The 13,652-nt window shown below is 31.7% G+C and carries 15 protein-coding genes and 2 tRNA genes; 3 read left to right on the forward strand and 14 right to left on the reverse strand.

The annotated features are described in order from the left end of the window. Positions 1 to 81: 81 nt before the first annotated feature. The 12 genes from BOW55_RS06530 to BOW55_RS06575 form a co-directional block, all read right to left on the reverse strand. Entirely contained in the window at positions 82 to 1,299 is a 1,218-nt protein-coding gene (locus BOW55_RS06530) for an MFS transporter (protein WP_129023482.1), read from the reverse strand. Positions 1,300 to 1,484: 185 nt separating this feature from the next. After that, complete coding sequence (locus tag BOW55_RS06535; protein ID WP_129023483.1) at positions 1,485 to 2,525, reverse strand: Gfo/Idh/MocA family oxidoreductase; 1,041 nt, start codon at positions 2,523 to 2,525, stop codon at positions 1,485 to 1,487. A gap of 202 nt (positions 2,526 to 2,727) precedes the next feature. Continuing rightward, positions 2,728 to 3,798, reverse strand: a complete 1,071-nt coding sequence (locus BOW55_RS06540) for an NADH:flavin oxidoreductase/NADH oxidase (protein ID WP_129023484.1) — start codon at positions 3,796 to 3,798, stop codon at positions 2,728 to 2,730. Positions 3,799 to 3,912: 114 nt separating this feature from the next. Beyond that, positions 3,913 to 6,063 (reverse strand): peptidase domain-containing ABC transporter, encoded by a 2,151-nt coding sequence (locus BOW55_RS06545; RefSeq protein ID WP_129023485.1) that lies wholly within the window; start codon positions 6,061 to 6,063, stop codon positions 3,913 to 3,915. Position 6,064: 1 nt separating this feature from the next. Next, on the reverse strand, positions 6,065 to 7,207 hold the full coding sequence (locus BOW55_RS06550; protein ID WP_129023486.1) for an HlyD family secretion protein: 1,143 nt from the start codon (positions 7,205 to 7,207) through the stop codon (positions 6,065 to 6,067). 160 nt (positions 7,208 to 7,367) lie between these two features. Then, positions 7,368 to 7,619, reverse strand: a complete 252-nt coding sequence (locus BOW55_RS06555; protein ID WP_129023487.1) for a hypothetical protein — start codon at positions 7,617 to 7,619, stop codon at positions 7,368 to 7,370. A gap of 1 nt (position 7,620) precedes the next feature. Continuing rightward, on the reverse strand, positions 7,621 to 8,202 hold the full coding sequence (locus BOW55_RS06560) for a DUF3267 domain-containing protein (RefSeq protein WP_129023488.1): 582 nt from the start codon (positions 8,200 to 8,202) through the stop codon (positions 7,621 to 7,623). Further along, positions 8,195 to 8,362 carry a hypothetical protein gene (locus BOW55_RS20785; protein WP_164975009.1) on the reverse strand — a complete coding sequence of 56 codons (168 nt, stop codon included), beginning with the start codon at positions 8,360 to 8,362 and terminating at the stop codon, positions 8,195 to 8,197. Before BOW55_RS20785 ends, BOW55_RS06560 begins: the two co-directional genes overlap by 8 nt. After that, the gene (locus BOW55_RS06565) at positions 8,362 to 8,760 is read right to left on the reverse strand and encodes a hypothetical protein (RefSeq protein WP_129023489.1); all 399 of its coding nucleotides are present in this window, start codon (positions 8,758 to 8,760) and stop codon (positions 8,362 to 8,364) included. The genes BOW55_RS20785 and BOW55_RS06565 overlap by 1 nt, the downstream gene beginning before the upstream one ends. Positions 8,761 to 8,809: 49 nt before the next feature. Further along, a complete protein-coding gene (locus tag BOW55_RS21535) occupies positions 8,810 to 8,941 on the reverse strand; it encodes a hypothetical protein (protein ID WP_256371691.1) in 132 nt (43 codons plus the stop codon). An 18-nt stretch (positions 8,942 to 8,959) separates the two neighbouring features. Beyond that, positions 8,960 to 9,121 (reverse strand): class IIb bacteriocin, lactobin A/cerein 7B family, encoded by a 162-nt coding sequence (locus BOW55_RS06570; protein WP_129023490.1) that lies wholly within the window; start codon positions 9,119 to 9,121, stop codon positions 8,960 to 8,962. Between the two features lie 65 nt (positions 9,122 to 9,186). Next, positions 9,187 to 9,507, reverse strand: coding sequence for a hypothetical protein (locus tag BOW55_RS06575; protein WP_129023491.1), 321 nt, complete (start codon positions 9,505 to 9,507; stop codon positions 9,187 to 9,189). Between the two features lie 339 nt (positions 9,508 to 9,846). Between BOW55_RS06575 and rseP the strand changes: the two genes are divergently transcribed. The 3 genes from rseP to BOW55_RS06590 all read left to right on the forward strand — a co-directional run bounded on the left by rseP (position 9,847) and on the right by BOW55_RS06590 (position 11,459). Then, the gene (gene rseP / locus BOW55_RS06580; RefSeq protein ID WP_129023492.1) at positions 9,847 to 11,187 is read left to right on the forward strand and encodes an RIP metalloprotease RseP; all 1,341 of its coding nucleotides are present in this window, start codon (positions 9,847 to 9,849) and stop codon (positions 11,185 to 11,187) included. 86 nt (positions 11,188 to 11,273) lie between these two features. Next, positions 11,274 to 11,347: transfer RNA gene (locus tag BOW55_RS06585), tRNA-Asn, on the forward strand. Positions 11,348 to 11,385: 38 nt separating this feature from the next. Next, positions 11,386 to 11,459 (forward strand) — tRNA-Asn (locus BOW55_RS06590). Between the two features lie 56 nt (positions 11,460 to 11,515). On the opposite strand, the gene BOW55_RS06595 is transcribed toward BOW55_RS06590, so the two are convergent. Then, positions 11,516 to 12,205, reverse strand: coding sequence for a tol-pal system YbgF family protein (locus BOW55_RS06595; RefSeq protein ID WP_129023493.1), 690 nt, complete (start codon positions 12,203 to 12,205; stop codon positions 11,516 to 11,518). A gap of 202 nt (positions 12,206 to 12,407) precedes the next feature. After that, complete coding sequence (locus BOW55_RS06600; protein ID WP_089053638.1) at positions 12,408 to 13,604, reverse strand: aminopeptidase C; 1,197 nt, start codon at positions 13,602 to 13,604, stop codon at positions 12,408 to 12,410. Positions 13,605 to 13,652 lie beyond the last annotated feature (48 nt).

Here is a 13,652-nt window from a genome sequence, read left to right on the forward strand (position 1 = left end):
ATAAATTATTACAAAAGAAAATAAATTCTTACAAAATTTAAAGTCTACATATCAATTTGTGCTGTCTTACGGCAAAAATATTTAAGCTGTTGTTCTAATTTTAGAAACCATGAAGGCAATAAGAACACCAAAGATTCCGATAAAAGCAAAAGAAAACTGAAGTCCGAAGTTTTGAGCAATATGTCCGATAACTGGCGGCCCCATTAAAAAACCCAAAAAGCTAACGCTCGAAACAATTGTTAATGCTTCGCCAGGCGGAACAGTCGGATTTTTTCCAGCCATACTATAAACTGTAGGAACAATAGTTGCTACACCTAAACCAACTGCCATAAAGGCAATTGTACACGGAATAATATAAGGAAGAAAAACTGCTGTAAAAAGTCCCGCAGAAATTAAGATTCCGCTAATTTGCATTACACGTTCACGACCAAATTTATTGATTAATCCGTCGCCTAAAAATCTTCCTCCTGCCATCATAATCATAAATGAAGTATATCCTAAAATAACTAATGGTCCGGGCGCTTTTACTATATCTTTAAAGTAAACACCACTCCAATCAAACATTACTCCTTCACTTGCCATACTGCAAAATCCAATTACGCCAAGCCAAATTAATGCGCTGTCTGGTTTTGTAAACAGCTTTTTCTTTTCGGCAGTATGTTTAATTTTTTCTTTGGCTTTTACCAAAAATTTAAAATTGAAAGCGACCATTAAAAGTACTACGACTCCCACAATAAGAAAATGATGTAAAGGCGTTAAATTTAAGGCTAACATTCCTAAACCTACTAATGCTCCGGTAAATCCCGCAAAACTCCACATACCATGAAACGACGACATGATTGTTTTTTTAAAAAGAACTTCGGTATAAACACCTTGAGTATTAACAGCAATGTTTGCTAAGTTTCCGAATAGTCCAAACAAAAATAAACCTAACGACAATTGCAGCGCTGATGTCGCCAGCCCTAAATTAGCCAAACATAAAACATACATAATTAAAGAGAATACCAAAACACGGTGGCTTCCAAATTTAGTAACCATCTTACCAGAAAACGGCATGATTATTAACTGCCCCATTGGTAAGGCAAAAAGAATAGATCCTAAATCACCTTCGGTTAAGTGCAAAGCGGTTTTAATATCTGGAATTCTGCTTGCCCAAGTTGCAAAACTTAATCCCATTCCAAAATAAAACATTCCAACAGCAAAACGAATTCGGTTCAGGTAAGAAGCTTTTGCTTCTCTAAAAACTTTCTTGATTTTTCCTTTTGTCTGGAATAATTGTAATGGATTGAAATTTATCAAAATGGATACTTTTTTAGGTTTGACAGTATAAAAGTACAAAAAAGAGATTTTATTGACCGCCAAACCCTACTAGTTCTACAAGTTATAACGTTGTAGTTTTATAAGTTGAAGCCATAAATTGTTTTTAACACATAAAAACATTCATTTTTACTAAACTCAAAGAACCATATTGAATGCATCAAATCTTATAAGTTAATCGCTTTTCTCTCGGCATTACTTGCAATTGCTGCTTCGATAATCTGCATTACTTTTACACCGTCTTGTGCTGTAACAGGCTCTATTGTATCATTTGATATTGAATTAAAAACACCATCGAAAAAAGAGAAATAATTTCCTTGAAGAGTGGATACTTTTTCTCGAATTACTTTTCCGTTAATTTCAGTATGAAGTATTCCTTGTAAATCTTCAGATTCAGTTCCCCATGTTTCTAAATTCGGCTTCTTGCCAATTTTTAATTCATCTTCCTGAACATCGCCGCGAGGTTTTAAAAAACTCCCTTTTTTGCCATGAATTGTATATGCTGGATTAGCTTCTCTAACAAAAAATCCTGCTTTTAAACGCACTCTAAAATCTTCATAAATCAATAATAAATCAATCCAGTCGTCTACTAAAGAATTCTCTCTTGTAATTCTAATATCTCCAAAAACCGACTTTGGAGAACCAAATAAACAAACAGCTTGATCTATAATATGAGGGCCTAAATCTTTTAGAACTCCAGCACCGCCATTGGCAGTTTCTTTATGCGCTTTGGGGCTTAATAAAGGATTGTATCTATCAAAATGAATTTCGGCTTCTACCAAATCTCCTAAAACACCGTCATGGATTATTTTTTGAACGGTTTTAAAATCGCTGTCCCATCTTCTGTTTTGAAAAACGGCTAGTTTTAATCCTTTTTCTTTTGCAAGTGCAGCAAGTTCTTCGGCTTCGGCTACAGTTGTCGTAAATGCTTTTTCTACGACTGCATGTTTGCCCGCTAAAAGTACTTTTTTTGCATACTCGTAATGAGTTCCAACAGGTGTGTTTACAATTACCAAATCGACATCATCTGCTAACAAATCCTCGATTGAAGGATAACTTTTTACTTCAGAATAATCTGCCTGAATGAGTTTTTTACTTCTTTCCCAAGATCCCAATAATTCAAAACCGGGGTGAATATCTAAAAATGGGGCGTGAAAAACCTTCCCTGACATTCCGTATGATAATAGTGCTGTTTTAATTTTTTGCATGTTGTTTTAGTTTTTTGTCACCGATTAATGTGATTAAAAGGATTTTTCTTTTGCCACTAATTTCGCGAATTTAAACGAATTATTTTAAGCTTTTAAACGCACCGATTTGTGCAAATTCGTGAAATTGCTTCGCCTGTTCGCTATTGCTCGAGTCGTTGCAAAAAAACTCAAAAAAATCCTTTCAATCTGTGGCTAAATAAATTTATAGTTTAGCTCGTTCGTATTGTTTTGGCCAATGAATATCGTCGTTTAATGCTGCAGCGAAATCTAAAGGCAAGTTAGGATTTCTTAATGATGCTCTGGCAAACAAAATTAAATCGGCTTGATTTTTATTAAGAATTTCTTCGGCTTGTTTTGCTTCAGTAATTAAGCCTACAGCACCTGTAAGGATGCTTGCTTCTTTTTTAACTTTTTCAGCAAAATGAACTTGATAACCTGGACCAACTGGAATTTTTTGATGTGAAACCAATCCTCCCGATGAAACATCGATTAAATCTACTCCTTTCTCTTTTAAAATTTTTGAAAGTTTTATAGACTCTTCAACATTCCAACCTCCACCTGCCCAATCTGTTGCTGAAATTCTAACGATTAAAGGAAAATCTTTTGGCCATTCAGTTTGAACAGCTTCTAAAATTTCAAGCGTAAAACGGATTCTATTTTCAAAACTTCCACCATATTCATCAGTTCTACTATTTGTTAAAGGCGATAAAAACTGATGCAGTAAATATCCGTGTGCTGCATGAATTTCTAAAACTTTATATCCAGCTTCAACTACTCTTCTTGTTGCTGTCTTAAAATCGGTAATTATTTTTTGAATTCCGTTTTGGTCTAAAGCTTCTGGAAGAAATGGTTCGTTATCATGATACGGAATTGCACTTGGTGCAACAGTCTGCCATCCGTCTTGATCTAAATTTAATTTTTTATTCCCAAGCCACGGAGCCGAAACACTTGCTTTTCGTCCTGCATGCGCCAATTGAATTCCTGGAACCGAATTTTGAGAAGTAATAAATTCGGTAATTTGCTTTAGTTTGCCAATATGTTCCTCTTTCCAAATTCCAAGATCGGCAGGAGAAATTCTAGCTTCTGGCGAAACTGCTGTAGCTTCCTGAATAATTAATCCGGCGCCTCCGCTGGCACGACTTCCTAAATGAACCAAATGCCAATCGTTTGCAAACCCATCAACAGCAGAATACTGGCACATTGGCGAAATCGCAATTCTGTTTTTTAAGGTTATACTTTTAATAGTTAAAGGAGAAAATAATTGTGATGCCATATTTGTAACTTTTAATGGTTTTGTGCTACCAATTAAAATGACAGCATCATAAAACGTAAAGTTACGGCATCTTGTTAAAATGAGAAATTGAAATGTTTGTTTATTAACAAACATTTAAAGCAGATTCTGTTTTCTCCAAAGATTATAATATTCCGATTTTTTTTCTAATAAATCTAAATGATTTCCAGATTCAACTATAGTCCCTTCTTTCATTACTAGTATTGTATCAGCATTTGCAATTGTACTTAAACGATGTGCGATAACAATTATAGTTTTCCCTTGTTCTTTGAAGCTGTCAATTGTATCTTTTACAATTTTTTCTGAGTTAGTGTCTAATGATGATGTTGCTTCATCCATTAATAAAATTTCTGGATTTTTATACAATGCTCTAGCAATTGCAATTCGTTGTTTTTGTCCTCCAGAAAGCATTGCGCCATTTTCACCAATTTGTGTTTCAAAACCATTTGGCAGTTTTTCAACAAAATCGGTAATGCCTAATTGTTTCGATAATTCTAAAATCCTTTGAACATTTGGAAAAGAATCTCCTAAAGCAATATTTTCAATAATATTTCCCGAAAATAAATTCAGTTGTTGCGGAATAACGCCAACCATTTTTCGTAAACTTTGATAATGAATAAATTGTGTATCAAAACTTCCAATGCAGATTTTCCCTTCTTTTATCGGATAAAGATTTTGAAGTAATGAAATTAATGTTGTTTTACCACTACCGCTTTCGCCAACTATAGCGGTTGTTTCATTCTTTTTGAATACTGCATTGAAATTTTTAAAAACCTCTGCACGGGAACCATAACGAAAAGAAACGTTTTCAAATTTTATATCTCCCAAACTCTCCTTTTGCAGTTCTATTTTATTTTCGGTTTCCTCCCTTTCCAAGTCCATAATTTCAAAAAGCCTGTCTGCTGCAATTAATGCATTTTGTGCCGTTTTATTCATCCCAATTAATGAAGCCACCGGCGAGGTAAAATATCCTATTAAAGCATAAAATGAAAATAATTCCCCCGGAGTAATAGCCCTGTCAATTACATAACCAGAACCTATCCACATTAAAACTATTGTAAATGCAGAAGCCAAAAATTGTGTTGAACTTGTAGCAAAAACAACATTCAAACCTGATTTATATGTTGTAAACAAAAGTTTTACAAATTTATTTTCAGTTTTTAGATTGGAAAATCCTTCTATTCCAAATTCCTTTACAGTTCGAACATGTGTAATACTTTCGACTAACTGAGTTTGCAATTCAGCAGCGTTTTCCATAATGTTTCGCTCGACTTTTTTGTTGAATTTATTTAGGAAAAAATAAATTATAGCATAAAATGGAATGACAAGAATAATGACCAAAGCTAATTTCCAATAATACGTAAACATCAATGCAAATGAAAAAATTACAATAAAGACATTTACAATCATTTCAATTGCAGTTTCATTTATAAAGGATCGAATTTTTACAGCATCATTTATTCGAGATGTGATTTCTCCTATTTGCATAGTATCAAAAAATCGCTGAGGCAAATGCAGTAAATGTTTATAATAACCCAAGATTAATCTGGCATCGATTAACTGTCCCGTTTTCATTACAAAAATGCTTTTCTTTGAACCAATATAAGCTTGCAGCAGGATAATTACGATCATAGAAATACTTAGTAAATTAAGTAATTTTCTATTGCCGTCAACCAATACGTAATCTGTAATTTTTTGAATATAAATAGACATTGCCAACCCTAAAACTGTAAATACTATGGCTCCAACTAAAGCCTGAATTAAAATAGTTTTATGCGGCTGAATTAAATTCCAAAACCGTTTTATAGACGAAGTTTTTTCATTTACTGCTTTAAAATCATCATTTGGAGCAAACAGAATTAATACGCCTGACCATATTTTCTGAAACTCTTCAAAACTATAAACTTCTATTTTGCCAAAACCCGGATCCATGACCGTGATTTTAGATTTATCTACTTTATAAATAACTACATAATGATGCAATTGTTCTTTTGTAATAATATGAGCAATAGCAGGAAGCGGAATTTTACCTAATGAATCTAAACCGCCTTTCACTCCTTTTGCTGTAAAACCCATTTTCTCTGCTGCTTCAATTATCCCCAGCACATTTGTACCTCGTTTATCTGTGTTAGCATATTGACGTATTCTGGCTATAGGCAGATTAACTTTGTAATGGTTTCCAATAGATGCCAGACAAGCAGCACCACAATCTTGAATATCATGTTGTTTAATTTTTATTGAAGCCATATTATTTTGTATTTGATATTTGTTTTGGGTTCAACCAATTATCGATTTTATCAAATAACAAATCGAATAAACTTCTATGGGTAATTATATATCTTGTTGTCAAGGTCATGCCTTTTGAAACATCAGTTTTATAACCTGATTTTAATTGTAAAGTTTGTGAATCCAGAGTGCAACGGACTTTAAAAAATGCCTGATCACCCTGCATCGTAATATTATGATCAATATCGATAACTTTTCCTTCTAGCAATCCCCATTGATTATAATTGAAAGCATCTAACTGAAATTTTACTTTTTGGTTTTTCTTTATCAAACCAATATCATTTGGAGAGACATTACTTTCAACAATAAGATGATCTGCCGAAGAAATGTTTGCGATAGATTGCGAAGCATTTATAAAAGAGCCTTTTTGAATTCCTGAAAAGTTTTCTATAGTTCCAGAAATTGGAGCCAGAACAACATAATTATTGGATTCTACATTTATTTTAGCAACTGTACCGTTAAGGTTCTTCAAACGATCTTCTAAATCTCTTTTTTGATTTTCCCATGTTGATTTTTGTTGACTTATAAAACTTTGTAACGCTTGTTTAGTTAAGCGTAACTCATATTCAAGTTTTTCAAAATCTGCCTTAGCAATAATATCTTTATCATAAAGAATTTTATTGCGATCATAATTGATTTGCGCTTGCGAAATTTTACTTTTCAGTTCGTTTTTTCCCGATTGAAATTTGAATAAATCTTCACGTGCTGTAGAAGTCTGCAATTGCGAAGTTTTATTTTGTAAAAGATTTGAAATATCCTCTAGCAAGGAAGAAGTAGAATTTGATAATATATCCTGGGTTCTTTTGTCGCTTTCTAAATTTTCTTTGGATATTCTTAAAAGTGTGTCGCCCTTTTTTACAAAAACATTATTTTTTAAAGTTATCCAATTTACTCTTCCGTTTACAATTGTTGTAACAGGAACATTATCCGCTTTACTGCGAATTATGCCACGACTTTGACTGCTGATGTCAACTTTAATTATAGGCAATAATCCAAAAAAAATTAGAATGCCAATAATTATAATCAAATAGATTGAAAAACTTTTTGTTTTGTTTTTTGTAATAAGATTTTCGAGTGTGTTTATGGGGTCTGAGCTGAAATTCATTATTTAAGATAAAATGTAATTATTTAAGAAGATAACCAACTAAATAGCCCAATAAATAAAACATTATAGCTATGAACATTATTAATCTTATAACTTTTAATGATTTAGAATCCATAAAGAGATTGAATTATTTTGATGTCTTTTAATTTGAGCTAAGCGTTCATTTAGATAAAGAGTAAAGACCAATATTAAAATCATCGATTATTTTTTTTGCTTCATTATAATCTTCTTCTTTGACCCTTAGTTTTACGGAATTAACATCTCCAACCAAAACTCCCCAAGGATTAAAAACAGACATTAATGATGAATCTTCAAAAACCATTATAGAGAAACTTTCAAGTAAAGCTTTTAGAATCATTGCTTGTTCTTTACTTCCCTGATGAATAGATATTCTATTTTGTTGCTTTATCATTTTATATGTTTTGATCAACAATTATAAAACCTACTTTACTTTTGTGATCTAAAAGATTATGATTTAAACCTACTTTAAATATTAGATAGGAATAAATAAAATCTCCAATAGCGCCTAAAGTCATTGAAAACCCAATAAATAGAAAAAATAAATTATTATAAAGAAACCCATAGATTGAAGGCAATAAACCTAATATAAAAAAAGGGGCAAGTGCAACAATCAGCATTTTTTTTGACGACAAAGGTTCTATGCAATTTGCAAAAGGCATTAAATACTTTTTTATAAACCCAAATTTTACCGATTCCCATCCTTTTTTTGAAAAAAGTGCCATGAAAAAACCGTGTATAAGCTCATGCAAAATTATCGCAATGAAAATAATTACATTAGGTATTATTAGAACTAAAAAAGTATTGATTTTTTTGTTGTCAGAAATCTGAAATAATGCTTTTATATTTTTAAAATTCTCACCAAAATTCTCATTCCATGAAAAATACAAAATCAATAAAAAGACTACAATAATAGGAATGCTTATTATTACTCCTAAAAATTGTACTTTTTTTGAATCAATAGAGATTTCATCCATTTTCAATTATTTTATAATTCTCAATTTCTAACAACTCTTGTGGAATTTCAATTTTTTCAATGGATATTAGTTCTGTTTCAACAGTTTGATGCGTCAAGTTAAAATATATTTCCGTTTTATTATAGGCTAAAATTTCATTTTCGCCTAATGAGATATTCATTACTGATTCTTCATATTAAAATTAAAATAGTCAATATAAGCTGTATGGCTAAAATCTGTATTGTAGATCGTTTTTATTTTGCAATTAAACGTATTATCTTCATTAAAGTAATTATAAAGAATTGACTTAAATTCAAAAATATTTTCAGGATTTATCTCTTCATCTTTGTGAAAAAAACCAATTTTTTTTGAAATAATTTCATTTTGTTTTTGTAATTGAGAAAAATCCATTGGTGATAAATGAAATGTTTCTGAATTTATTGAATAAATTTTATCAAACTTTTTTATGTAAATACTCTTTTTATTTTCTAAAAATATGAGCACAATGGAATCATTAAATATTATTTTTTGCAAAATATTATTTTCCCCAAACCTTAAACTAAATTGTAAGTAGTACATAAATATAAAAGTTATTTTAAGGTGGCATCAAAAGATACCACCTACTTAATTAAAGCAATAAGGCGCATGCCATGCCTGCCGCAAAACATACAATAACAAGCCCAATCAAGATACCTCCATCAATATCAATCATTTCTTCGAATGATAATGGAGTAACATTTAGTTCTATTAAATTTATCATTTTCATTTTTTTTAGTTATTAAGAGTAACAATACACAATTGCACAACCTACAGCAAAACCTACACACCATGCTGCACCATAAACTAATAAAGGAGCAATTCCTCCCTCTATATCTTGCATTTCCCTAGCGTTTAGTTCAACTAAACCATAATTCTCTAAACTTGTTAATGTTAGTTCCATAAATTATAAAATTTAAAATGTTAGTAAATAATTTTAACAAAATCATTTTCTCGAGAACGTTTTCGTTATAGCAAACTTATCATAGTTCCGTCTAATAAAATTGGACGGAAGTTAGAACCTCCAAAAATCTCTCTTGATTCATCATTTGTAATGATTTTAAGCGAGTAGTTTAATAATAACTCGAAAGACGTTTCATAATAAAAACTCTGTCGTTTTTTACAATATCTTATGGGACCATCCAGTTCTTTTATTACATCTAGTTCATTATAAAGCTGGCTCCTGCTTAAACTTAACTTTCTGGCAAAAACACTTGGAGTACCTGTTTTTTCAGAACAAATTAATCGATGTATCTTTTTAATCCTTTCAATTTGTTTAATAAAATTCATAATGCTCTGTGTAAAAAATAATAAATCAACTATTTTCATAAGAATATGAGATTCTTTTTTATCATACAACATCAATCAACTCAATTCTTAAAGAAAAATGAAGATATGTTGAAAAAAAACAATATCTAGCCAGTAAAAGTTTTTTAAGTATCATAATAAGACATTTGTAACATTGTTGTCGAATGATATACTAATTATAAAGACATCATATAAGTTCTGGTTAATTTAAAAGAAGAACATTTATTAACAAACATTTAAAACCTTAAACGTTATCTTGCGGTCTTAAATTAAAATAGAAAACGCTACTTTTGTGCGTTAAATACGAACTAAAAATAAAAAATGGATATAGTTATCAAACTCTCTCAATTTCTATTGAGTTTATCTTTACTTATTATTCTTCATGAATTAGGGCATTTTATCCCTGCAAAATTGTTTAAAACAAGAGTCGAAAAATTTTACTTATTTTTTGATGTTAAATATTCGCTTTTAAAAAAGAAAATTGGCGAAACTGAATACGGAATCGGATGGTTACCGCTTGGAGGTTACGTAAAAATCTCTGGTATGATCGACGAAAGTATGGACAAGGAACAAATGGCTTTGCCTCCACAGCCTTGGGAATTTCGTTCTAAACCGGCTTGGCAGCGTTTGATTATTATGCTTGGCGGTGTTACCGTAAACTTTATCTTGGCATTTATCATCTATATAGGAATGGCTTTTGCTTATGGGGATACTTATATTGCTAATGCAGACTTAAAAGATGGTGTGGCAGTTGAAAATCCTGCAATGATTAAAGCTGGTTTTAAAACTGGTGACAAAATTATTTCTATTGATGGAAAAACTGTTGAGAATTTTGACAAGGATATGAACATGAATATTATCATGGCAAAACATATCTTGATTGAAAGAGACGGAAAACAACAAACAATTACAATGCCTACTGATTTTGTAGATCAGCTTTCTAAAACAGAAAAAGGATTCCTTGTTGATATAAGAAGACCTTTTGCAGTAGGAAAAGTAACTGAGGATTCTGCTAACCAAAATTTAAAACCAAAAGATTTATTTCTTTCTCTTAACGGACAAAAAATTAAATATTTTGATGAAGTAAAAGCAATTTTAGAAGTAAATAAAGGAAAAACAATTCCTGCTGTTGTTTTAAGAGATTTAAAAGAAACACCTATTAGTGTTAAAGTTTCAGACAAAGGAACATTAGACGTATTGGTTGGCGGTTTAGACATGAAATCATTGGAAAAACTTGGATATTATAAAGTAAGTACAAAAGAATATGGTTTCTTAGAATCTATTCCTGTAGGGATTGAAAAAGGAAAAGATCAATTAGTAGGTTACGGAAAACAATTGAAGATGATTTTTAATCCTGAAACAAAAGCTTACAAACAAGTAGGTGGTTTTGCGGCTATTTATAACATTTTTCCAAGTTATTGGAGCTGGGAAACGTTCTGGTCAATCACAGCTTTATTGTCAATTATGCTTGGAGTAATGAATTTATTGCCAATTCCGGCACTTGATGGCGGTCATGTGATGTTTTTATTATACGAAATGATTAGTGGTAAAAAACCGAGTGATAAATTCCTTGAAAACGCCCAAATGGTTGGCTTCGTACTACTTATAGCGTTGCTTTTGTTCGCAAACGGAAACGATATTTACAAGGCAATTATGAAGTAGAAAAAAAAATTGAGAAAAAGAGTTAAAATATTTTTGAGAAACTAAAAAATCGATTATATTTGCACTCGCTAAAAAGAGCAACAACTTCCTCCTTAGCTCAGTTGGTTAGAGCATCTGACTGTTAATCAGAGGGTCCTTGGTTCGAGCCCAAGAGGGGGAGCAACTTTTTTTAGCAAACATATTTACCTTTAAGGTGATTCCTCCTTAGCTCAGTTGGTTAGAGCATCTGACTGTTAATCAGAGGGTCCTTGGTTCGAGCCCAAGAGGGGGAGCTTAAAAAAAAGACGATCAAATTGATCGTCTTTTTTTTGTTTTAATACTTTATGCTTTATTTTTTAGCTAGTTCACTGTTTCCGTTTTTGCTTTCAAACAACTTCATCATTTCTTCAGCTTTTTCTATTTCACTTATTGCTTTTAAAGACTGGGCATATCTAAAATAAAATACTGCCTCTAAATTTGCCTCAAGATCAATGAGCTTAGAATAGTACTTAGCTGCTTCTTCGTAATTATCTTCAAAATAAAACTTATCAGCCACTTTTTTAAGCATATCTACAGATTTGTATCCTTTATCTAAAACATGGGCATAAGTGTTTAAAATATTTATGTTTGCCGAGTTCTCTGTGTACGCTGGCGTAATTACCTCAACTTTTATTGGTTTAATTTTTTGCGACATCGTATCAACAATAGCTTTCGAAGGCAAAATCATCTCTGTTTTTCTAACTTTTGCCTTTTTGTATATTGGAGTAACAGTTCTTGTGTTATTTGGCCCTAGATCGTTTGTATATACCATATCAAGCTTTGAGACTTCATATTTAGTTGTTCTTTTTCCAAACGGCATATTTATTACTTCGACAACCAAATAAGAATCAATAACAAGATCTTCATTTGATTTGCTATCAACTTTTGACTGCGTTTTTCCAGTTCCAGCATGAGCAATAGTCTGCTCTATAGACTGAGCGTAACAACTAAAAGAAAAAACGCATACAATTACTCTAAAAAGTACTGTATTTGTTTTCATGATGAATTGATTTTGATTAAAAGGGTCGTAATACTATATAAAGGTACCGCATTACAATCTTTTTACTTTATTATAACTACAAACTACGTCAAAAAACGTTCAAATGCAGAATTACGCCCAAAAGCAGCAACAAAATAGTACAAAAAAAGCGCTGCAAATTCTATTGCAGCGCTTTCTTATTTTTCAAAAGTTTGAATTAAACTTACACCCCTAATTTCTTAGCAATGTCAGTTGGGATTCCACCTTTATTTACCATTAAGGCAGTAGTTTTATATTTTACGAAATTCTTAGTTACAAACAAGAAACCTTTGTAGTCGTTTGTTTCTCCCCAAGAATTTTTTACGATATAATATTCTTTTCCTGTTTGATCTTTTGCAAGACCAATAATGTGCATTCCGTGGTCGTCTGTAGTTGTGTAGTTATCAAACGCTGTTTGACGCATTTCTGGAGTGATTTCCGGTTCTGCTTTTGGTCCGTTAAACATATCTGCTTTCTCTTCGGCTGTCATGTCATCAAATTTCTTTGTTGCAACGTAAGCTACACCATTTTTCCAGCTGAAACTTTTCTCGCTCACATCTGTCGCCCATGCAACTGTATATCCTTTTTTCAAGGCATTATCAATTACATCTGTCATATCATTTACTTTTACGTTGTAAACCTGATCTAATGACCAGTTGTCTGGCACCATCATAGTAGTTTTTTGGTAATATGGAGATGTTGTAAATGATGACATTTCGATATATTCATCTGGATTAATTCCAACTACTTCTTTAGCGAAAGATTGTGGTGTATAATTTTTTCCTTTATAATTAAAATTATCTGGCACTTTTCCTAAATAAGAATCAATAACAGCTGCATACGCTTTTTGCCAGTTTGGTGTTAATTCACCATTTGGGTTTTTAACTACCGCTGCAAGAACTGCTTCGATTAAAGCTCCCATTTCACCAAATTTATTTTTGTCTGTACCGTAGTTTAATCCTGTATAAACTTCTCTAGGAACAGTTCCGTATTTTTTGTACATATTGATTACATCGTGCAAAGCACCACCATCACCTAAAGAAATCGCTCCATGCATACGAACATAATTCACTCCTTTTTCTACGTAAACATTTCTTGCAGAAAAAATTTGTGACAACTCTACTGGTTGTTTTCCTAAACGAATCATTTCTGATTCTAAGAATGAGTTTGTTGAGTAACTCCAGCAAGTTCCAGATGATCCTTGAGATTTTACAGAAGTTGTACCTAAGTTAATTACTTCAGTGAATTTAAAGTTCTCTTTACTTTTATCACTTGCATTCAGCTTTAATGAATTTACCAAAATGTCTTGTGCAAAACAGCTGCTCACACCAACCAAAAATGCTGATGCAACGAAAACTGATTTCATCGTAATTTTATACATAATCAATGATTTAAATAGTTGACTAATTAGTAGCCTGTATTATATTTT

It is taken from the genome of Flavobacterium sp. YO12, from assembly GCF_004119495.1.
Lineage (GTDB): Bacteria > Bacteroidota > Bacteroidia > Flavobacteriales > Flavobacteriaceae > Flavobacterium.

What these genes read in the sequence shown, in the direction of transcription:
- BOW55_RS06535 (WP_129023483.1), bottom strand. Translation starts at nt 2,525, where the DNA reads ATGCAAAAAATTAAAACAGCACTATTATCATACGGAATGTCAGGGAAG.
- BOW55_RS06540 (WP_129023484.1), bottom strand. Translation starts at nt 3,798, where the DNA reads ATGGCATCACAATTATTTTCTCCTTTAACTATTAAAAGTATAACCTTA.
- BOW55_RS06545 (WP_129023485.1), bottom strand. Translation starts at nt 6,063, where the DNA reads ATGGCTTCAATAAAAATTAAACAACATGATATTCAAGATTGTGGTGCT.
- BOW55_RS06550 (WP_129023486.1), bottom strand. Translation starts at nt 7,207, where the DNA reads ATGAATTTCAGCTCAGACCCCATAAACACACTCGAAAATCTTATTACA.
- BOW55_RS06555 (WP_129023487.1), bottom strand. Translation starts at nt 7,619, where the DNA reads ATGATAAAGCAACAAAATAGAATATCTATTCATCAGGGAAGTAAAGAA.
- BOW55_RS06560 (WP_129023488.1), bottom strand. Translation starts at nt 8,202, where the DNA reads ATGGATGAAATCTCTATTGATTCAAAAAAAGTACAATTTTTAGGAGTA.
- BOW55_RS20785 (WP_164975009.1), bottom strand. Translation starts at nt 8,362, where the DNA reads ATGAATATCTCATTAGGCGAAAATGAAATTTTAGCCTATAATAAAACG.
- BOW55_RS06565 (WP_129023489.1), bottom strand. Translation starts at nt 8,760, where the DNA reads ATGTACTACTTACAATTTAGTTTAAGGTTTGGGGAAAATAATATTTTG.
- BOW55_RS21535 (WP_256371691.1), bottom strand. Translation starts at nt 8,941, where the DNA reads ATGATAAATTTAATAGAACTAAATGTTACTCCATTATCATTCGAAGAA.
- BOW55_RS06570 (WP_129023490.1), bottom strand. Translation starts at nt 9,121, where the DNA reads ATGGAACTAACATTAACAAGTTTAGAGAATTATGGTTTAGTTGAACTA.
- BOW55_RS06575 (WP_129023491.1), bottom strand. Translation starts at nt 9,507, where the DNA reads ATGAATTTTATTAAACAAATTGAAAGGATTAAAAAGATACATCGATTA.
- rseP (WP_129023492.1), top strand. Translation starts at nt 9,847, where the DNA reads ATGGATATAGTTATCAAACTCTCTCAATTTCTATTGAGTTTATCTTTA.
- BOW55_RS06595 (WP_129023493.1), bottom strand. Translation starts at nt 12,205, where the DNA reads ATGAAAACAAATACAGTACTTTTTAGAGTAATTGTATGCGTTTTTTCT.
- BOW55_RS06600 (WP_089053638.1), bottom strand. Translation starts at nt 13,604, where the DNA reads ATGTATAAAATTACGATGAAATCAGTTTTCGTTGCATCAGCATTTTTG.